Below are 17,800 nucleotides of genomic sequence, written 5' to 3'. Positions count from 1 at the left end.
GTTTTTTATGCCTGCGAGAAAGTTTTTGCCGGGAAAATGTAATGTGACCGTGGTACTGAGCTTGTAAGCCAGGTCTTGTTGATCTCAAATGTGCCTGAAGTATAGGTGGGAAACTTTGACTTCAGGTTTTGTTGAGGAATTTCAAGCCTTCTCTTAACGCCAGATTGCTGAGTGAGTCACCATGTTCATCGATAAACTGCAGTACCCAGTTGGCATCGGTCTTTGAGTATTCTCTTAAAGACCAGCCTATCGCTTTCTGGATAAAAAATTGCTTATCCATCGTCAGCGTTAGTATTGTTCGGGACAGGCATTTCGTATCGGTCTGTCGCTTGTGTTTTAGATGGGCTAAAAGCGAAGTGCGTCTGACCCAAAGATCTGGATCGCGCATCCATTGGTCTAGTGTATCCTGAACAGATCGGTTCGTTAGCAGTAAACTTCCAATTAAGTTTACTGCAACACCATCAGTTAGGTCCCACCACTTTGCGGTTAATGCCATATGCTCAAAAAGTGGCCATGCTTGCATAGAATGAAATTTCTTAAATTTGACCGCTGTGTCTATCGCACAATACTGACATTCACGGTAAGGACTCTGCCATAGTAAATTTGTAAAAGCGTAAAACTCATCAAACTCCTGTATAGGGAATTCACGTAATGACTCTTTAAGAATTTCCTTTCGCGGACCGGCATTGACACCAAACATGGGTTGATCAGTTTTTAAATAATGCTGAAACTGTTCAACTTTGCTTTTATCTGCCTGTGCTTCAAAATGCCGAATAATATAAGCAATTCTTGGATTTATTGACTGATGATCTGAGCGAGCCATTTCGTTTTTGGGTAAACCTCTAGTCCGATTTTAACGACGACGGTGAGCGGTATTGATAACAACATACCAATGGGTCCAAATATCCAACCCCAGAAAATCAAAGACAAAAACACTACTAAAGGGGATATATCCAGGGATTTCCCCATCATTCTCGGTTCGATCAGATTACCGACAATCATATTTATCGCAATAAAACCCGAACCGGTAATGAGAAAACCGGGAAACGCGTGCTGAATACTGGCTAAAATGACAGGGGGAATTGCGGCTAATAGTGAGCCTATGTTCGGAATGTAGTTCATTAGGAACGCAAATGTTCCCCACAAAAAGGGGTAGTCGACATCTATGATCCAAAGCATCAGGCCAACAAGGAAACCAGTCGCGAGACTGATCAGCGATTTAACCAATAGATAGCGTTGCACCAGTTTGGAAAATCGTTTGATGTATTGAATCGTGTTGTCATCGAGTGCAATACGTGCCTTTTTTGTCGCATTCTGGCCCTCAAGCAGTGCAAATATTAATGTAAACACGACTAAAACCATCGCGGTAAGTACGCTTCCCAGACCGGAAAATAACGATCCCAGAAGCGAAAGGGCACTTTGAGTAGGTTGTAAGTTGGCAATTCGCTCTTTGGCATCATCTACCAACCAAGGCGCATTATTCTGTATCGTCACTAACCAGCTCTGAATTCTGTTTTGGTAGTCCGGGAGCCGCTCAATAAACTGGTCGGTTGACGTGGCAACCAGTGTACCGAGTGCGTAGAAAAAACCGAAGAGACTGATAACGACAATTGCAATAGCGATACCCGCTGGAATTTTGAAACGAACCAAAAATGAAATCGCCGGCGAAGTTAGTACGGCGAGGAAAAAGGCTACTAAAACAGGCACAACAATAGGTTGTGCCACTTTTAACCCGGCGAGAATAATGATAACCGAGGCAGCAATAACCAGCGTTCTTGTTAAAGGTGATTCATTCATAGGCTTTCATTGTCAAATTGAAAATGTCGCGAATAACACCATACAGCACATCAAAACCACTGCAAGCGTATTCAGTCTTTTTAGTGCAGGCACCATCTGTGAATCATAGTGGTTGATCACTCTCATTTGCGCCACATGAAACGCACCGATGTTAGTTAGCAAAAGGACCGCGGTGACCAATTTCAGTTTGAAGGACCAAGTCGTCTCGTTCAGCGGAACTCCCTGCATCAGGAACAGAGCAATGCCTAATGCGATAGCCAGCGCTAAACCCAGATCGGCAATCCGGGAGAGTGTCAGTATCTCTTGAAGTTCGTCTAGTCGTTCATTGAATCCTTTTTCCGCTCGTTGACTGAACAACGGAATAAAAAGAATCCGTCCTCCCAACGCAACGCAGATTGCTATGATATGAGCGGCAAGTAATACATTGTGCATGGCAACTCCGATGGTTTTTGATGATCGACATTGTAAGTGATTTTATGGGCTACCGTTGACACTTTATGATGGTTTCCTAGCTTTGAATTGCACAATGTTGTCCGAGACCGGCTCACACTTTTCATTCACTACCGTCACCGTGAAATCCTGTCGAAAAGTTGTTTGATGCAACAATTCATTAAATTCGGACGTCGGAATTGTCGGGTCTAACCATTGTTCGATCTCAGACAAATTCAGAATCAACGGAAATGACTTATGGTGAATGTCTAAAAATTCGCGGTGCGGCGGCAGAGTAATCACTGACGTATTTACTCTGGGGAGCCCTTCTTTATCCAAACGAAGTTTGGAAACACTGGCCAACAACATAAGTGATGTATCAGTCTGTTGTATCAGGCACTGTTGTTTGCGAGCAATCGGTGGTAGCTGGGCTGGTTGGCTGTCTCCTAAAATATCGGTATAGAGATGATCTCCCTTAAAAATGGGTTGCCATTCACAGAATCCACTGGCCGGAATGATTGAACGGATACTGCGCGGTTTCTGAGTGTGCAATGGCGAGCTGGTGAGCTTGCCTGCTTTGGAGTTAAACGTGGAATAGCGGGTGTTCACGCTGCCATCAGGGTGAGTTGCCAGCCACCACGTTGACCCCAGTAGTCTGGGTCCCGTGCGACTGGGGACCATATTAATGACCGTATCTGTTGGACGGAGGTATTGTTGTCGAATAATGTCTCTGATCTCTTGTTCATCGTAGCCCGCGATGTCGAGCAAAGGTTCGAGTAACGGAAAATCATTAACGTTGTAGATAAATCCACACATTTTTAACCTGTTATCTGTTTTGCCAAGATTGTTGCCACGCCAACAAGTCGTTCATGCGTGAGTGGTCCGGAAATCGAACCTGATACCAAAGAATAGACATAAGTTCGGTTAAGCATAGTGCTGATTCGAGGTGATCGTCAGAAACTTGCAGCGAATCTTGTAAATATCGGCGCAGTGGCTCATCTAGTTGAAAACCCGACATCAGGCAGGCAATGTCGACGACAGGGTCTCCTGAAGCTGCATATTCCCAGTCAATTAATATCAGATTTTCTGTTTCCTGGATCAGATTGCCAGGGTGCCAATCGTGAAAACAAAGCGTTAATTGCTCTGGAAATTTATAGCGTAGACAACGATCTTTTATTAACGCCAGGATCACGTTGTTTTCAATATGGCAATGAGTGAGTAAATGCTCAATTTGCTCGCAGACATTTAAAGGTGGTGCAGTGTCGTTTGGCTGGATCTGACAGGAATGAACATGCTTAACCAGCTTGGCCAATTGCTCGATTTCTTTCTTTGAATTGGGTCTAAATGTAGTCCCTTGAATCCATTTGGTCAGTAGCCAATGCTCGTTAATATCGACCACCTCCACAGCCCAAGGCTCAGCGGACACATGAGTGAGAATCACGGTTTCACGCATCCGGCTGATGCCCAGATCGAACGCTTGCGAATTATTTAGGCGTAGCGAGTAGCGGTGCTTACCATTGTCTAACTGGTAACAGGTGTTTGTTAACGCATTGGGAGTTCGCCGTACTGCGACGTTAGAGCCGATTAATGGGCGGAGTTGGGCTAATGCCTGATGTAATTTCATTTTCTGCGTTGTACTACTCATAAAAGTCATTAAACTAGGCGCGTTCTTGCCGGGGTGCCAATTCGTAAATTGAAGTGGCTGAGAAAAACTCGTTGAACCTGAACCAGTTTGTACTGGCGTAGGGAGCAAAGCAATCTTTGTGTTGGTTGATCACAACCTCCCTCTACATCGTTTCGATGCGCCGGTATCAATTTATGTTGATACAGGAAACTACTATGACTTCTTTGCGGTTTAAATGCATTCTTTTGGCTGGCTTTATTGGTGTCGCCAATGCCGATGATTTGACCATCTATACCTACGAATCTTTTACCAGTGAGTGGGGCCCTGGGCCGGTACTGGAAGAAAAGTTCGAAGCTGTTTGCGAATGTGATGTTCGGTTTGTCGGGTTGGAAGACGGCGTTGCGTTACTTAACCGGCTGCGCTTGGAAGGCAGTCAGACAGAAGCCGATATCATTCTGGGGCTAGATGACGGTCTGGTCGCAGAAGCAACACAGTTGAATCTTTTGGCTGAGCACGGCCTATCTCTTTCTGGGCTGTCTTTGCCATACAGCTGGAAAGATCGCTATTTTGTGCCTTACGACTACGGTCATTTCGCCTTTGTTTATGACGACACTCGAGTTTCGCAAGTCCCTTCATCATTGCGTGAGTTAGTTGAAACGTCCGACGTTAGCATTATTTATCAAGACCCTAGGGTTAGCACGGTCGGGCAAGGGTTAATGTTGTGGATTAAATCTGTGTACGGCGCGAATTCGGGCGATGCTTGGACGAAATTGCAGAAGAAAACGGTCACTGTGACACCCGGTTGGAGCGAAGCATACGCTCTGTTTCAGGAAGGCAAGAGTGATATGGTGCTTAGCTACGCCACATCACCAGCTTATCATTTAACTTGGGAAGACACTGATAAATATAAAGCGGCGGAGTTTTCTGAAGGCCACTACGTTCAGATCGAGGTCGCAGCGGCGTTGGCCTCGTCAGAGAATCTGACGCTGGCGCGTTCTTTTCTGGGTTTTCTGGTAAGTCAGGAAGCGCAGGATGTTTTTGCTGGGACGAATTGGATGTGGCCAGTACTTCCTGGTGCAGAAAAACCGGAAGCCTTTGGTCAGCTCATTGCGCCTGAAACATTGTACTTCCGTAGCGAGGACGTCGCTGCTCAGCGCAGAGACTGGATTAAAGAATGGCGAAATGCAGCGAGCCAGTAAGTAAGTGGTCTGGCTGTCGAAGCTAACCACCTTTACGATCCTTCTGACTCTGGCGTTAGCCGGAGTCGGTTTGTATTTGCATCCTGGCTATGGTTATCCCTGGTCCGACTATTTTGATGCTTGGTTTCTGAAAATAGTTCAGTTTTCAATCTGGCAAGCCTTCTTGTCGGCCTTGTTCTCGGTCATCCTTGCGATACCTTTTGCTGTTGTCTATGCCAGCAAACCCTTTACCGGGCAATGGCTGTTGAAAGGTTTGTTGAACTTGTTTTTCATCATGCCGGTATTGACGGTCATTCTTGGCGTCGTCACCGCATACTCCGATTTTATTGATGTCTTCAGTTTACAAGGCATCCTGTTGGCCCACCTTTACTTGAATGTCCCTTATGCGGTTCGCATTTTCTGGCAACGTTTGTCTTTTGTCTCACAGACTCACTTGAACGTTGCACAAACGTTGCATCTGTCGACTTGGCGAAGCTTCTGGTGGATAAAGCGTCCGGTTTTGGTATCTGCTCTTCGGCCCGTTTTTGTTCTTGTATTTCTTCTGTGTTTCAGCAGCTTCACCGTGGTGTTGTCGCTTGGCGGTGGTCCAGCGAACACGAATCTGGAAGTGGCCATATTTCAGGCCTTGAAGTTTGATTTCGATCCCAAGGCTGGTGCAATTTACGCTGCGGTTCATGGCATTTTAGCGATGTCTATCATGTTGCTGCTGGGACGCAGAGAACATTTTGGCATGGAAATTAACCGCGCACAGGCTCAAAGAGCAACCGTGCCAACGAAAATGCAGTTTCTCGCCATTGCGACGCTTGTCGTTGTTTTGGTGTACCCCTTGCTGACGTTATTGGCACACGCTTTTTCCGCGCCTTTTACCGGGTCTGAGCGTCTATGGCGGGGTATTATCACGAGCCTGTTACTGGCATTGGGCAGTGGCTTATTTGCTACTCTATTAGCAACACTGCGGAGCCTGGATACTTCGCAACATCGTTTATTGCGTTTTCTTGATTTTGGACTCATGGTACTACCGGTCATGGTGATCAGTACGGGGCTTTTTCTCTTCGCGTTGAAACTGAATATAGCGTTTAAGGCGACGATTCCGTTGATCATCTGGCTGAATGGTTTGATGGCAATGCCAATTGTTTTAGGGCCTTTAACCAGTCGTGTGCAGGCTTACCGTGAGAGTTACTCGCGGCTAGCGGATACGTTGGCTATGAGCGATTGGTCAAAGGTCCGGTATGTTTATTTACCCGCCGCTGCGCATTTGTTGCCATGGTCCTTGATGTTGGCAATGGTTTTGTCCGTCGGTGATTTGGGTGTTGCTGCCTTGATTGGTTCTGCGCAGTTTGTCACCTTGCCCATTCTGATTTATCAGGCGATGGGCAGTTACCAAATGGTGTTGGCTTCTCAGTTAACGTTATTGTTGCTGTTGATGTGTGTGATTTTTCTGCTGATTGCCGAATGGTTTGGTGACCGAACATTGCGTCGACATTGAGAGTAGATGCTGCTGGCAATTGTGATGAGTATTGGTTTTAAGCGTTACCCATAAAAACGAATAATGAAAAATGACTGGTGTGGTGGATGTTGAAGGTTAATTCGGTACGTTGTCAGTTGGCAACACACCGGTTTGAATGGTCCTTTCGAGTGCCCGAAGGCGCATTTCTGGCGGTAACCGGAGGGAGCGGAGTCGGTAAAAGCACGTTGTTGAATGTATTGCTAGGGTTCCAGCCGATTGAGTCCGGCTCCGTGCAATGGGCAGGGCACGATCTTTCTGGTTTGAAAGTCTACGAACGGCCGTTCGGCGTGTTGTTTCAAAAAGACAATTTGTTTGAGCATCTGTCCGTTGAAAAAAATCTAGCGCTTGGGCTGCACCCAGGAGCCAAACTGAATGGCGAACAACGGGAGCAACTATGGTTGGCTGCAGAGCGCTTTCAGATCCAATCTATTCTCGCTGAAAAAGCCATGCGCTTGTCTGGTGGTCAACAACAGCGTGTCGCACTGGCCCGTGTTTTTTTGCAAAATAAGCCTGTGTTGCTGTTGGATGAGCCCTTTTCATCTTTGGATCCTATGTTGCGTCAGGAAGGGCTCGAATGGGTATCGGAAATGCAAAAACAACAAGGCACGACGGTCGTCATGGTCACTCACCATCTGGATGAAATTGAGCCTGTGGTCGATTCTATTCTGGAAGGTGTTTCCAGCGATTGCTGGAAGCAGTATCCTGCCCGCTGAACAGGGTAAATTGAGTGGTCGAATGAAAGTTGGTTTGGTAGTGAATCCATGGGCAGGCGTAGGCGGCACGGTCGCCCTCAAGGGGAGTGACGGCCCAGAGATTCGAGCTCTTGCGGTTGCAAAAGGCGCCGTACAACACGCTAACGATAAAACCATGCTCATGTTACAGGCGTTCAAACAAAGCGTGCACGTTGCCGATCAAGTGCATTGGTATTGTGGACCGGCAGATATGGGCGAGCAGGCGCTGCAGTCGAGCGGGGTAGTGGCGGATCAAATGACCGTACAACCCGTCACACTGCCTGATCAGACGGAAGCTATCGATACAATCCATACCGTGACATGGTTGGTTTCCCAGAACATTGATTTGCTGGTATTTGCCGGTGGAGACGGAACGGCGCGGAATATCTGCGACGTCGTTGGTGGTCGACTGCCGGTGCTGGGTATCCCGGCAGGTGTAAAAATTCATTCGGGTGTTTTCGCCGTGACACCGCACGCGGCTGGCGAGGTGCTGGCCGGTCTGATGAATGGCGATATCACCGAATTACACGAAGAAGAAGTGCGGGATATTGATGAATCCGCTTTCCGTGAAAATCGCGTGGTTTCTAAGCATTTCGGTGACATGAGTGTGCCGGTTTCAGGCGAATTCATGCAGCACGTTAAAGTTGGCGGAATTGAAAATGAAGCCCTGGTCTTAAGTGACATTGCCGATTGGTTGGTTGAAAACCTTGACCGCGAAACAGTGTATTTAGTCGGCAGCGGTAAAACGACAGCTACCTTGATGGAGCATTTGAATGCACCCAATACCCTCCTAGGAATAGATGCCTACCTCAATGGCCAGGTGATCAAGCAAGATTGTACCGAACAGGATATCCTGGACATTCAAAAGCAATACCCGGTTTGTTTTATTCTCAGCATCATTGGTGGTCAGGGGCACATACTCGGTCGAGGCAATGCTCAAATCAGCCCGGCCGTCCTGCGCAACATTGAAAAATCACAGCTATGGCTGATTGGCACCAAAGCAAAACTAAAATCATTAGCTGGTCGACCCTTACTGGTGGATACGTCGGATCCTGAGTTGGATAAAAAATGGGCGGGACTGATACCGGTGATCACAGGGTATAACGATCAGGTCATTTACCCGGTGGCGGCGCTATGAACCTTTTTGGTCGTTTTCTTTTATTTCTGATCACGCTGCCGTTCATTCGGCGCGAATTTGCTCCTTTTAAACCGATCCGACTGACCTTCAGGGTTTGGCTGCACGATATTGACGTTAATATTCATCTTACCGCGGCCCGATATTTTTCATTTGGTGATTTTGGGCGTCTGCGTTGGTTGGCTAATAATAAATTACTGTCCCGTTTTGTTATGACCGGTTATCGAGCCGTTCTCAATGCACAGGAGATAACCTACATTCGGGAATTTAGGCCGTTCAGTAAAGTAGAACTTGAGATTGAACTGAAATGCTGGGACGAAAAGTATGCATATTTTGAGCAGCGATTCTATTGTCGAGGGAAGCTCTTTGCGGTTGCTCACGCGCGGATGGCGATTGTTTATCAATCCAGTGTGATCAGCATGAAGGAAGCGTTCTCCAGATTCGGTTATCAGGTTGAAAGCCCTCCCGAAACAGAAGCCATAGCGGACTGGAAAGCCACATTACGTGCTAAACGTGAGCATTTCTCATCATGACCCAAACCAAAGTGATGTTTCAGGGCGCGCTGGATACTCTCCCAATGGTTCTGGCTGCTATTCCTTTCGGAATTTTATTCGGTGTGTTGGCGCCAGCGAATGGTATAGCCAGCTGGGTCGCGATCGGGTTTTCCGCGCTGGTTTTTGCCGGTTCTGCGCAATACGTTGCGATCGGCTTACTGGCGGCAGGTACCCCCGTACTGTTGATTGTCGTGACTACGTTCATTGTGAATCTAAGGCACCTGTTATACGCGCTGGCAATGTTGATACCGTTTCGACATCTCCCCCGTACGAAAAAACTCGCACTCAGTTTTTTTCTGACTGACGAAACTTTCGTGATTTTTAACCAACGCTTTCAACGACAGCTGGCTGATGAGCATATCGTTCCGTATTACCTAGGGTCTGCGATATTCATGTATCTCAACTGGCAGGTATGTACCTGGGTTGGTTTATGGGCAGGGAGTACACTGGAAGGTATTGATCAGCTGGGTTTGGAGTTTGCCATGGTTACGGCGTTTATCGCTATGTTGCTGCCCATGTGTAAGCATCGCAAAAATATTGTCAGCGCGGTGATCGGTTTTATTCTCGCCTGGCTGACCCGCTCATGGCCGCATAAAACCGGAATCGTTTTTTCAGTCGTTGCCGCAGCCTTTATCTCATCACAGTTGCACTTTCTGGAAGATAAAAAAGATGTCTAGCATCATGCTTATTCTGGGAATGATGGCTGTCACTTGGGGCGTGCGGGCCGTTCCTTTTGTGTTGCCAAATTTGAACTTATCACCAGGAATGCTTAATTTTCTGAATTGTATTCCGGCGGCTGTATTGGCCGCGTTGGTCGCTGAACCAATATTAAACCCCGTCGTCAATCAGGCGTCTCTATTGGCGCCCGAACTCATTGCCGCGCTGGTCTGTGTGGTGATGGGTGTTTTTCGTGCGCCAATGTTGGCCACTGTTATTGTGGGGATGGTCAGTTTTGTCCTGCTGTCGCAGTTTAATTAGCGGTTTCCCGCAATGTCACCCAGTGCTGGCTTCAAGTTTTTGCCTATAGAATGTAACGCGAGTTGAACGGCAATTGTTTGATCGGGCTAGACCCCGAGCGTGAAATCACTAGACTGTCGGTTAACTATAAATAAGGATCTTTCTATGTTGAATTTGGTAAAGGGTAACGAAGGGTTACCCATTCACCTGGTGTCTGAAGCGGACTATCCAAACTGGTTTGGTCAACAGACCGAATTCGTGTGTAATTGGCTGAAACACAGCGGATTCGAGGGCAAAGGCCATGCCTTAGTACCCAAAAATGACGGTAATCTGGATAGCGTTGTTGTTGTGGCGCAAGACGTCAACTCCGTGTGGGCCCTCGCGACAGCTGCCCGTGAGTTACCGGCTCGTGCCTATCACTTTACGGGTACTGCTGAGGCTCAGGTTAATGCAGGTCTGGGTTGGGTTCTCGGGCAATATCAATTCACCCGTTACAGCAGTGGAAAAGATTTCGGCACTCTGTATATAAGTGATGAATCGGCTGTTCAGACCGTCAAAGTCCTTGCGGAGGGTGTGAGTTTAACGCGTGATTTGGTTAATACTCCGGCCGGTGACATGATGCCCGAGCATCTTGCAAAGTCTGCGCAAACGCTGGCGGCAGAATTCGGCGGCGATTTTACTGAAATCGTAGGCGATGATCTTTTGGCGAAAAATTACCCAACCATTCATATGGTGGGCCGCGCGTCAGATCACGAACCCCGGTTAATTGAACTGTCCTGGGGCGATGAAGGTGCGCCTAAGCTCACTTTGGTTGGTAAAGGGGTGTGTTTCGATAGTGGTGGTCTGGATCTAAAACCCGCCGCCGGAATGCGCTTGATGAAGAAAGATATGGGGGGGGCCGCGCATGTTTTAGGTCTTGCGCGGATGATTATGGCTGCCAAGCTGCCTGTTCGATTGAAAGTGCTCATTCCAGCCGTTGAAAACGCAGTAAGCGGAAATGCGTTCCGCCCTGGCGACGTTGTAACCACCCGCAAGGGACTGACGGTCGAAATTGATAACACAGACGCGGAAGGCCGTCTGGTATTATGCGATGCGCTGGCTCAGGCCGATGACGAAAAACCGGATTTGATTATCGATTTTGCGACATTGACCGGCGCAGCGCGTATTGCATTGGGGTTAGAATTACCTGGCTTTTACAGTACCGATGACAATTTTGCACAGTTATTGGTACGGGCTGGCGCGTTGCGTGAAGATGCAGTGTGGCAGTTGCCGTTGTACCAGGACTATGCAAGTTACATGGAAGGCTCCATCAGTGATCTGGTGAATTGTTCACCGACGCCCTTCGGCGGTTCGATCACCGCAGCCTTGTATCTGCAGAAATTCGTGACCGAGAGCCAGTGGGTGCACTTTGATGTTGGAGCCTGGAACGATCGTGATCGTCCCGGTCGACCAAAAGGGGGTGAAGCTATGGGTATTCGTGCGGTCTTTGATGCGTTGCAAGCGCGATATAGCGCATAAATCTGACCCGCCGGTACAACCGTCGGGATTATTTTAAAAAACAAGGACAAAACATGAAAAAATTGTTAATTGGCGCCGGTGTGGCTGGGATCGCCGTGGTTGCTTTAGGTGCTGGTTCGTTGATCTTCACCGATAGGCAAATCGATAACATGGTTGCACAAGTAGAGCAAACCGTGTCGCAACCAATGACCATGACGGTATTGCAGGACGACAACAGCTTGTTGCACCGGCAGCTGAATCTGGTGTTGGCCATGGACGATGGTGAGTCGCAATTCAAAGTCTTCATCGAGAATGCCATTGAAAAAAGACCCTGGGGTACCAGCATCCAGCACATCATCCTGATGGACGATGGCTTTGCAAAAATGGACAGTAATGACGAGATCAATCAACTGCTGACTCAATACTTTGTTGATCAACCGTTCGTTACCGGAACCACAAACGTATCATTTTCTGGTAACTATCAATCGACCTTCCAATCCAAGAGTGTGAATGAATCTTTGTCGGAAGGATCGTTCGCATTGTCACCTTTCGAGCTGGTGGTGACGGGGAACTTGACCGGAGACCTGACCATAAACGGTTCATGGGCTGGAATGTCAATGGTGAATAATGATCTGCAGGAAAGCTCTGTGCTTGTAAAACCGGTACAAGTTTCGGCGGTTGGCGAACTGTACAACAACAGCGTTTTTCTGGGTAAGCAAATGTTATCCGGTGAAGGTATGGAATTTGTGCAGACCAGTGAGTGGCAAAATCAACGTTTTACGATGGCGCCATTCTCTTTCGTATCATCAGGAGAGTTAGCTGACGATCATTTCTCCGGATTATTCACGGCGGCACTGGAAGGCTTTAATTACGAGGATGATGACAATAGCCTCAACGTCAAAAACGTTAATACATCGATCTCTATTTCAGGTATTGAAGCCTCTAATTACAAAAAGTTAGTGGATGGTCTTAACGAGATGCAGGTGTCCGGTGTTCCGAGCGATGTGCTCATGGGGCAGGCCAGTACTTTATTACGCAATGGTTTCGTCATTGAAATGAACGATTGGGTGGCCACTGTTGATGATCAGAATATCGCTTTTGGCGCTGCCTTGGTTATTCCAGAAAACGACGTTGCCGATGTGAGTAACCTGTTCAGCTTGATGGGTTTGTTCGCCAATGTGAAAGCCAACGCTAATTTACAGTTTGATCAGGGGTTGGCGGATGTTCCAGTATTGCATGAGCCATTGTTAACACTGCTAACATCTGGCGTCATGGTAAATGATGACACACAATACCGGATGGAGTTTTCCTTGGAAAACGGCATCGCGCTGTTAAACAAAGAACCTTTGCCATTACCGTTCTAGTCGTTGCGTTAAAAACTAAATTGAATGTAAAGCGGTCTGTAGGACCGCTTTTTTATGCGCAGAAGTTACGTAGACTGATTGATGGCTCTTCATTTAACCGCACAATGCTCTTGGCCGGTTTTACGGATTTTTAGTTCTGCGGAGGACACTCTGTTCTGGTCGGAAAAATAAGCCTGGCCTTGCAATATGCCAAGCTCGTAACCAAAGGCCAGTTTTTTTGGATCGGTGGTGGTGCGGCCAACTGCAAAATCTTCGCCCGGTACAATGACATCTACTCGGCAATCAGCGGGTGGATTGTCAATGAATTCCATACTCTCATTGTATGTTTGATGACGGTTAATCATGGCTGCTGCAAGGTTGGGGTACTCACGCAACGCATAGTGGGTGAAAGCCGGAAGACGAGGTGGCTTTTTTCGGTAGCCCCGAGGCTGAGACAGGATTACCGTGATGTGTCGGGCACCTCGAAGATAGGCTTCTTTGACAGGGATGGAATCTGCGACGCCGCCATCTGTTTGACCCATGCCGTTAACCAGCGGAAAGGAGCGATAGGCCAGCGGAACTGCACAAGATGCCAAGAGCAGGTGTTCCAGATTCTCCGCATCGGCGCAATGATACTCCGCTTTGCCAGTCTCAACATTTGTTGAAACAACCCAGAGTGGTATCGATTGGTTGGCGTAGGCGAAAGCATCCAACCTATATTCGCGGTAGGCAATGTTCCACAGCCAATCCAGATCGATATAGTGACCGCCGCGCAAGAACTTTCCAATGTTAAAGAAGTTGTGACGACAGGAGTAGTCAGTGATCAGCTTATAGCTGCGGCCGCGTTGACCGCAGAGATAACCGGCCAGATTGGTTGAACCAGCTGAAACGCCCAAGGCAAAATCGAACGGACGAAAGTCATTGTCCATGAAACTATCCAGCACACCGGCAGCAAAAATGCCCCGCATCGCGCCACCCTCAACAACCAATGCCCTTTGTCCGGTCATGCTATGTCCCTGTACTGATTCACTTAAAAATTACCATCACCGCCTTGTCGACCGGTAATACTAAGTCTTCAACAGATCACAGTGGACCACGCGTGAAGAATTCTTTGCCAGATCTCTTCATTCATGTGCCCAGCGTCACGATCATAGAAACCAAACACAAACCTTCGTGCTTTGCTATGCATCGTTATGCGCGGCTCAATATTGAATAGAGCAGACCTGGCTACGCGTATGGACCACAGGATTTGCCGCGTTGTCGACAGCGGACGGAATATCCGAGTGGTTTTTCTGTTAATTATCTTTTTGTTCGGTGTCTTTTTCATCATCGCCGTTTTTAGTCAGCTGCTTTTGACGGCAGTCATGACATAACTGAACTGGCTCACCCTGCTCATCAGTCGTTTGAAAAGCGGCACCAAAACCGCCGCATTGAGAACACTTCTTCATGAATTGATTAGCCAAGTTAACGCTCCAATAGTAACTGAAATTGAGATTAATACCATGATACGTTAACCAAAATGATTAGTATCTTGTGCATTTGATTTTTTTTGACGGAACGCAACTTTTAACTGATTTTATGTGCGGGGTTTCACGCTTAGTCAATATCCTTAAATAAATTATGGGCTTCCGCTGTTGAACGCTATAATCGCGCGCTTAATGAGTTTAAGGAAACAAAATGACGGTAAATGCCTTATTGGAAGTACGCAGTGGCGGCTGTTGTGAATTGTGTAAAGCGACTGAGGGTTTGGCTGCTTATGAAGTCACCGGCGGTACAGACATCGGCGCGGATGCCAGTGTATACCTTTGTGTCACCTGTAAAGAGTTACTGGATGACGATGTAACCCGTAATCCCCACCATTTCATGTGTTTGAATGACAGTATGTGGACACCGGTTCCAGCGGTTCAAGTGTTGGCCTGGCGCATCCTTCATACCTTAGCCGCTGGTGAATCCTGGGCTCAGAATGCGCTGGATATGTTGTATCTGGATGATGTGTTGATGGTCTGGGCAAAAGCCGGTTTGCCAGATGAAAATGCAGAACCGACGTTGGATGCCAATGGCTCCGTTTTACAAGCAGGTGACACCGTCACGTTGATTAAAGATCTGGATGTTAAAGGTGCCGGGTTTACCGCGAAGCGCGGAACCGTGGTTCGAGGTATTTCATTAACTGATAATCCTAAGCACCTGGAAGGTAAAGTAAACGGCACTCGAATCGTTCTGGTCGCTGCCTACTGTAAAAAGGCCTGAGTTAAGGCAGCTCTGATAAATTCAAATCACCTCAGTCCTATCAGATCAACGGATGAGCGAGGCGTGTGTTGCAGGGAATGGTGAGCCCTTTTCAAAACTCACAACAAAGCTCAGTCATTGATCTGAAGGACCCGGAGGGCGGGGCAGAAATGGCAAATTTCGTTGTTAAGTCCTTTGCCAAGATAATGAATATTGCCTGCAGAACTTGCCTCGAATTTTGCGCATTTCTTCTCCCGCTGAGGTAGATAGCAATTGTTCAGAGGTGCCTTAAGTCTTGCCCGGCGGAACAACATTGTCCCGCCGGTTTCTTTCGTTCTCTATAAGCTCATCGCTTACCCGTGCTTCATGCCACCCGGCGCAGACATGGACATGTCGTAAGGGTAGGTAAAAAAGGCCTCTGTAGCTTCGGCTTTCTCCGACCAGTCTGCCAAGGCTGGAAAGCTTTCTTTTGCAATCAAGCCAGGGCGCATACTCTGCGTGAAAAACCAAGCAACTGCGACGGCGATAGACGCATGTGACAGTTTTTGAGCGTCAAACAGCTCAGGGTGAGTCAACACCAATTTTTCGAGTTCCATAAAAGTATGGTTAACCTGTTCATGGATTCGCGTCAGCCAAGGTTGATGTTGTTTCTCCTGCGGGCGCAATTCATTTTCGTAAACGATCTGTACTGTTTTTTCGTTGGCAATGGATGCCGTGCCGATGATCTGCTGCTGAACTGCAAAGGTTGCATCATTCAGTGAATAAAGTGAGTGTTCACTGATGCGCTCGGCATACTGCAGGATTAACGACGAATCGACCAATGTTTCCCCGGTATCTAACTTCAGGGTGGGAGCTTTTACCAGTGGATTCAGCGTTTGGAACTGTGCGTAATCTTTAAACACCGACAACGACAAATGTTCGAAGGGTAGGCGAAGTTCGTGCAGTCCTATAGCGGTACGACGCACAAAAGGCGAGTCCAGCATGCCAATAAGTTTCATGGTGTTTCCTTTAATTGAGCAGAGGAAGTGGTTTGCTTCCTAATGGGTCCGTAGCCGACACAATAAGCGGGTGCCGGAATTTCGCGACTCATTAAACCAAACCAGCCAAGAGCCCGTAAAGATGTATTACTGGCTCAGTGAGTATGCCGTTCTATACTGCAGCGTCGCTGTGCTGTCTTACATGACCATGGGAGCGTATGTCTTATGTTGCATCAACGTATTCGCCTGATTCTGTTAGGTTTGCTTTTTATTCCTGCGCTCGCCTGGTCTGAGTCACCAAATGATGAACAAATACAGGGAGTTATTACAGCTCAGCTGACGGCGTTTCTCAACAACGATGCTTCCGGCGCATGGCTGCACGCACATCCATCCATTCAAGTGTTGTTCGGAAATCCTGAGTCTTTCATGGCGATGGTTGACCAAGGCTATTCGCCGATGAAACATTTCGTTCAGCTGGATTTCCTGAAACTGGTGCAGGTCGATGATATGTGGCTGCAAACCGTGCGATTACTGGATGATAAAGGGGACCGTTACGATTTGCTGTATGCCTTAATAGAGACTCAACCGGGTTTGTTTCAAATAGCCGGTGTCTCCTTGGAAGCAAACACCGGTATTTAACATCACGTCTATAACGCGGCAGAAGTCAGGGTGCTATGCAGCTTTGCTGGCCGTCAGACGAACAGCAATACGGCGATGATCAGGGCATTGAACATCGGAAAACCGCTGAGTGACAACGGCACAGCATCGATCAGCGTCATGGAAACGCCGACGGCCAAATTTCCACAGAATACCAACTCACAGAGAAAGGCCTTGTCTTTGCACCGGTTTTAAGTGCCATGGCTGATTACGGAACCCATGTCTTAGGCCGCGAAAGCTGAAACCTGACTGCCCATAAGCGCGTCTGAGTAAATCTGCTGCAGTGGCTTACCAAGTGCCTTTGCCACGCCGAAACAGACGTGTAGCGGCAGCAAGTGTTCTTCTCTTGGGTGGCAATAACGGGCGTATGGTGCATCTTCCCAGTTAACCATTCTCTTTTCTGCCTCATTGGTTGGCAGTGTCTGCGTGTCAGCCAACCACCGGTCAAATACGAGACTTTCATTGCCGGTGCCAGAGTCATCTGGGCGCATGGATCGCAAGTTATGAAACGACAGGCCTGAACCGAGAATCAACGCTCCCTGCGCCGCAAACTCTGCCAAATACTCTCCGAATTTTATGTGGGTTGCTGGGTTTAGTGAGTCATGCAAACTGACCTGAACCACAGGAATGGTCGCGTCGGGGTACATCAGCATCAGCGGCACAAACGTACCGTGGTCAAATCCTCGTTGAGGGTCCGCTTCTGCTGCCAGTCCGGCGCTCTGCAACGTCGCAATAATGTTAGCCGCGAGCTCTGGGTGACCACTGGCCGGATACTTATAACGGTAGGTTTCGGGTGGGAACCCGTAATAGTCGAAGAGCATGTCCGGTTTTGCTGCGGTCGATATGCGTATGGGCGATGATTCCCAATGCGCAGTCACAACAATAATGGCCGAAGGCTGAATCAACTGTTTGGAGGCGCTCGATAAGAATCGCGTTAGGCCAGCGTGTGGTTCGTGACCTAACAATGGAAGCGGCCCGCCGCCATGGGGAACAAAGATCACTGAATGTTTGTCGCTCATAAATTGGTCCTGTATCTGGATAGGTAAAGCTTAGTCGCAAATAGAATGCATGAATATCCGCGCTTTTTGAGCCAATTGTTCAGTGCTTTTGAATAAAGCGATCCTTTTCATCGTCTTAACGTTAGACAGGACTTGAAACGCGACCAAA

Annotated in this window: 20 protein-coding genes and 1 riboswitch; of the genes, 11 read left to right on the top strand and 9 right to left on the bottom strand. The window is 47.8% G+C overall.

The genetic code is table 11. The annotated features are described in order from the left end of the window. Positions 1 to 121 precede the first annotated feature (121 nt). The 5 genes from IYN85_RS08800 to IYN85_RS08780 form a co-directional block, all read right to left on the bottom strand. Positions 122 to 823, bottom strand: a complete 702-nt coding sequence (locus IYN85_RS08800) for a DNA alkylation repair protein (RefSeq protein WP_196158427.1) — start codon at positions 821 to 823, stop codon at positions 122 to 124. Beyond that, entirely contained in the window at positions 796 to 1,797 is a 1,002-nt protein-coding gene (locus IYN85_RS08795; protein ID WP_196158426.1) for an AI-2E family transporter, read from the bottom strand. Before IYN85_RS08795 ends, IYN85_RS08800 begins: the two co-directional genes overlap by 28 nt. Before the next feature lie 12 nt (positions 1,798 to 1,809). Further along, the gene (locus IYN85_RS08790) at positions 1,810 to 2,229 is read right to left on the bottom strand and encodes a hypothetical protein (RefSeq protein WP_196158425.1); all 420 of its coding nucleotides are present in this window, start codon (positions 2,227 to 2,229) and stop codon (positions 1,810 to 1,812) included. Positions 2,230 to 2,292: 63 nt separating this feature from the next. Further along, positions 2,293 to 3,042, bottom strand: a complete 750-nt coding sequence (locus IYN85_RS08785; RefSeq protein WP_196158424.1) for an SOS response-associated peptidase family protein — start codon at positions 3,040 to 3,042, stop codon at positions 2,293 to 2,295. A gap of 10 nt (positions 3,043 to 3,052) precedes the next feature. After that, entirely contained in the window at positions 3,053 to 3,871 is an 819-nt protein-coding gene (locus IYN85_RS08780) for a phosphotransferase (RefSeq protein ID WP_196158423.1), read from the bottom strand. A 19-nt stretch (positions 3,872 to 3,890) separates the two neighbouring features. Then, a riboswitch (TPP riboswitch) is annotated at positions 3,891 to 3,992 on the top strand. 73 nt (positions 3,993 to 4,065) lie between these two features. Between IYN85_RS08780 and thiB the strand changes: the two genes are divergently transcribed. From thiB to IYN85_RS08735, 9 genes are all read left to right on the top strand, one after another. After that, on the top strand, positions 4,066 to 5,049 hold the full coding sequence (thiB, locus tag IYN85_RS08775) for a thiamine ABC transporter substrate binding subunit (RefSeq protein ID WP_230390530.1): 984 nt from the start codon (positions 4,066 to 4,068) through the stop codon (positions 5,047 to 5,049). A 4-nt stretch (positions 5,050 to 5,053) separates the two neighbouring features. Continuing rightward, a complete protein-coding gene (locus tag IYN85_RS08770) occupies positions 5,054 to 6,535 on the top strand; it encodes an ABC transporter permease subunit (protein WP_196158421.1) in 1,482 nt (493 codons plus the stop codon). A gap of 86 nt (positions 6,536 to 6,621) precedes the next feature. Beyond that, the gene (locus IYN85_RS08765) at positions 6,622 to 7,269 is read left to right on the top strand and encodes an ATP-binding cassette domain-containing protein (RefSeq protein WP_196158420.1); all 648 of its coding nucleotides are present in this window, start codon (positions 6,622 to 6,624) and stop codon (positions 7,267 to 7,269) included. Between the two features lie 22 nt (positions 7,270 to 7,291). After that, on the top strand, positions 7,292 to 8,425 hold the full coding sequence (locus IYN85_RS08760) for an ATP-NAD kinase family protein (protein ID WP_196158419.1): 1,134 nt from the start codon (positions 7,292 to 7,294) through the stop codon (positions 8,423 to 8,425). After that, positions 8,422 to 8,955: a thioesterase family protein gene (locus tag IYN85_RS08755; RefSeq protein ID WP_196158418.1), complete on the top strand. Its 534-nt coding sequence runs from the start codon at positions 8,422 to 8,424 to the stop codon at positions 8,953 to 8,955. The genes IYN85_RS08760 and IYN85_RS08755 overlap by 4 nt, the downstream gene beginning before the upstream one ends. Next, positions 8,952 to 9,653 (top strand): AzlC family ABC transporter permease, encoded by a 702-nt coding sequence (locus IYN85_RS08750; protein WP_196158417.1) that lies wholly within the window; start codon positions 8,952 to 8,954, stop codon positions 9,651 to 9,653. Before IYN85_RS08755 ends, IYN85_RS08750 begins: the two co-directional genes overlap by 4 nt. Continuing rightward, positions 9,646 to 9,954, top strand: a complete 309-nt coding sequence (locus IYN85_RS08745; RefSeq protein ID WP_196158416.1) for an AzlD domain-containing protein — start codon at positions 9,646 to 9,648, stop codon at positions 9,952 to 9,954. The genes IYN85_RS08750 and IYN85_RS08745 overlap by 8 nt, the downstream gene beginning before the upstream one ends. Before the next feature lie 144 nt (positions 9,955 to 10,098). Beyond that, positions 10,099 to 11,451: a M17 family metallopeptidase gene (locus tag IYN85_RS08740; protein ID WP_196158415.1), complete on the top strand. Its 1,353-nt coding sequence runs from the start codon at positions 10,099 to 10,101 to the stop codon at positions 11,449 to 11,451. Positions 11,452 to 11,504: 53 nt separating this feature from the next. Beyond that, complete coding sequence (locus tag IYN85_RS08735) at positions 11,505 to 12,794, top strand: DUF945 family protein (protein WP_196158414.1); 1,290 nt, start codon at positions 11,505 to 11,507, stop codon at positions 12,792 to 12,794. Between the two features lie 89 nt (positions 12,795 to 12,883). On the opposite strand, the gene IYN85_RS08730 is transcribed toward IYN85_RS08735, so the two are convergent. Both IYN85_RS08730 and IYN85_RS08725 read right to left on the bottom strand, forming a co-directional pair. Then, the gene (locus tag IYN85_RS08730) at positions 12,884 to 13,780 is read right to left on the bottom strand and encodes a patatin family protein (protein ID WP_196158413.1); all 897 of its coding nucleotides are present in this window, start codon (positions 13,778 to 13,780) and stop codon (positions 12,884 to 12,886) included. 288 nt (positions 13,781 to 14,068) lie between these two features. Then, positions 14,069 to 14,236 (bottom strand): hypothetical protein, encoded by a 168-nt coding sequence (locus IYN85_RS08725; RefSeq protein WP_196158412.1) that lies wholly within the window; start codon positions 14,234 to 14,236, stop codon positions 14,069 to 14,071. Between the two features lie 214 nt (positions 14,237 to 14,450). Here IYN85_RS08725 and IYN85_RS08720 point away from each other — a divergent pair, with 214 nt between their 5' ends. Beyond that, positions 14,451 to 15,020 (top strand): alkylphosphonate utilization protein, encoded by a 570-nt coding sequence (locus tag IYN85_RS08720; protein ID WP_196158411.1) that lies wholly within the window; start codon positions 14,451 to 14,453, stop codon positions 15,018 to 15,020. A 332-nt stretch (positions 15,021 to 15,352) separates the two neighbouring features. On the opposite strand, the gene IYN85_RS08715 is transcribed toward IYN85_RS08720, so the two are convergent. After that, the gene (locus IYN85_RS08715) at positions 15,353 to 15,997 is read right to left on the bottom strand and encodes a glutathione S-transferase (RefSeq protein ID WP_196158410.1); all 645 of its coding nucleotides are present in this window, start codon (positions 15,995 to 15,997) and stop codon (positions 15,353 to 15,355) included. A gap of 204 nt (positions 15,998 to 16,201) precedes the next feature. On the opposite strand from IYN85_RS08715, the gene IYN85_RS08710 reads away from it, so the two are divergent. Further along, positions 16,202 to 16,615, top strand: coding sequence for a DUF4864 domain-containing protein (locus tag IYN85_RS08710; protein ID WP_196158409.1), 414 nt, complete (start codon positions 16,202 to 16,204; stop codon positions 16,613 to 16,615). A 242-nt stretch (positions 16,616 to 16,857) separates the two neighbouring features. On the opposite strand, the gene IYN85_RS08705 is transcribed toward IYN85_RS08710, so the two are convergent. Further along, complete coding sequence (locus IYN85_RS08705; RefSeq protein WP_196158408.1) at positions 16,858 to 17,652, bottom strand: class III extradiol ring-cleavage dioxygenase; 795 nt, start codon at positions 17,650 to 17,652, stop codon at positions 16,858 to 16,860. Positions 17,653 to 17,800 lie beyond the last annotated feature (148 nt).

The sequence above is a fragment of the Reinekea sp. G2M2-21 genome (assembly GCF_015687175.1).
In the GTDB taxonomy this organism is placed as follows: domain Bacteria; phylum Pseudomonadota; class Gammaproteobacteria; order Pseudomonadales; family Natronospirillaceae; genus Reinekea.
The sequence above is the reverse complement of the archived record's forward strand: the minus strand, read 5'-3'. Positions and strand labels throughout refer to the sequence as shown.

Bases quoted from the DNA above. Each gene is read 5' to 3' on its own strand.
- IYN85_RS08800 (WP_196158427.1), bottom strand. From the start codon at position 823: ATGGCTCGCTCAGATCATCAGTCAATAAATCCAAGAATTGCTTATATT.
- IYN85_RS08795 (WP_196158426.1), bottom strand. From the start codon at position 1,797: ATGAATGAATCACCTTTAACAAGAACGCTGGTTATTGCTGCCTCGGTT.
- IYN85_RS08790 (WP_196158425.1), bottom strand. From the start codon at position 2,229: ATGCACAATGTATTACTTGCCGCTCATATCATAGCAATCTGCGTTGCG.
- IYN85_RS08785 (WP_196158424.1), bottom strand. From the start codon at position 3,042: ATGTGTGGATTTATCTACAACGTTAATGATTTTCCGTTACTCGAACCT.
- IYN85_RS08780 (WP_196158423.1), bottom strand. From the start codon at position 3,871: ATGAGTAGTACAACGCAGAAAATGAAATTACATCAGGCATTAGCCCAA.
- thiB (WP_230390530.1), top strand. From the start codon at position 4,066: ATGACTTCTTTGCGGTTTAAATGCATTCTTTTGGCTGGCTTTATTGGT.
- IYN85_RS08765 (WP_196158420.1), top strand. From the start codon at position 6,622: ATGTTGAAGGTTAATTCGGTACGTTGTCAGTTGGCAACACACCGGTTT.
- IYN85_RS08760 (WP_196158419.1), top strand. From the start codon at position 7,292: ATGAAAGTTGGTTTGGTAGTGAATCCATGGGCAGGCGTAGGCGGCACG.
- IYN85_RS08755 (WP_196158418.1), top strand. From the start codon at position 8,422: ATGAACCTTTTTGGTCGTTTTCTTTTATTTCTGATCACGCTGCCGTTC.
- IYN85_RS08750 (WP_196158417.1), top strand. From the start codon at position 8,952: ATGACCCAAACCAAAGTGATGTTTCAGGGCGCGCTGGATACTCTCCCA.
- IYN85_RS08745 (WP_196158416.1), top strand. From the start codon at position 9,646: ATGTCTAGCATCATGCTTATTCTGGGAATGATGGCTGTCACTTGGGGC.
- IYN85_RS08740 (WP_196158415.1), top strand. From the start codon at position 10,099: ATGTTGAATTTGGTAAAGGGTAACGAAGGGTTACCCATTCACCTGGTG.
- IYN85_RS08735 (WP_196158414.1), top strand. From the start codon at position 11,505: ATGAAAAAATTGTTAATTGGCGCCGGTGTGGCTGGGATCGCCGTGGTT.
- IYN85_RS08730 (WP_196158413.1), bottom strand. From the start codon at position 13,780: ATGACCGGACAAAGGGCATTGGTTGTTGAGGGTGGCGCGATGCGGGGC.
- IYN85_RS08720 (WP_196158411.1), top strand. From the start codon at position 14,451: ATGACGGTAAATGCCTTATTGGAAGTACGCAGTGGCGGCTGTTGTGAA.
- IYN85_RS08715 (WP_196158410.1), bottom strand. From the start codon at position 15,997: ATGAAACTTATTGGCATGCTGGACTCGCCTTTTGTGCGTCGTACCGCT.
- IYN85_RS08710 (WP_196158409.1), top strand. From the start codon at position 16,202: ATGTTGCATCAACGTATTCGCCTGATTCTGTTAGGTTTGCTTTTTATT.
- IYN85_RS08705 (WP_196158408.1), bottom strand. From the start codon at position 17,652: ATGAGCGACAAACATTCAGTGATCTTTGTTCCCCATGGCGGCGGGCCG.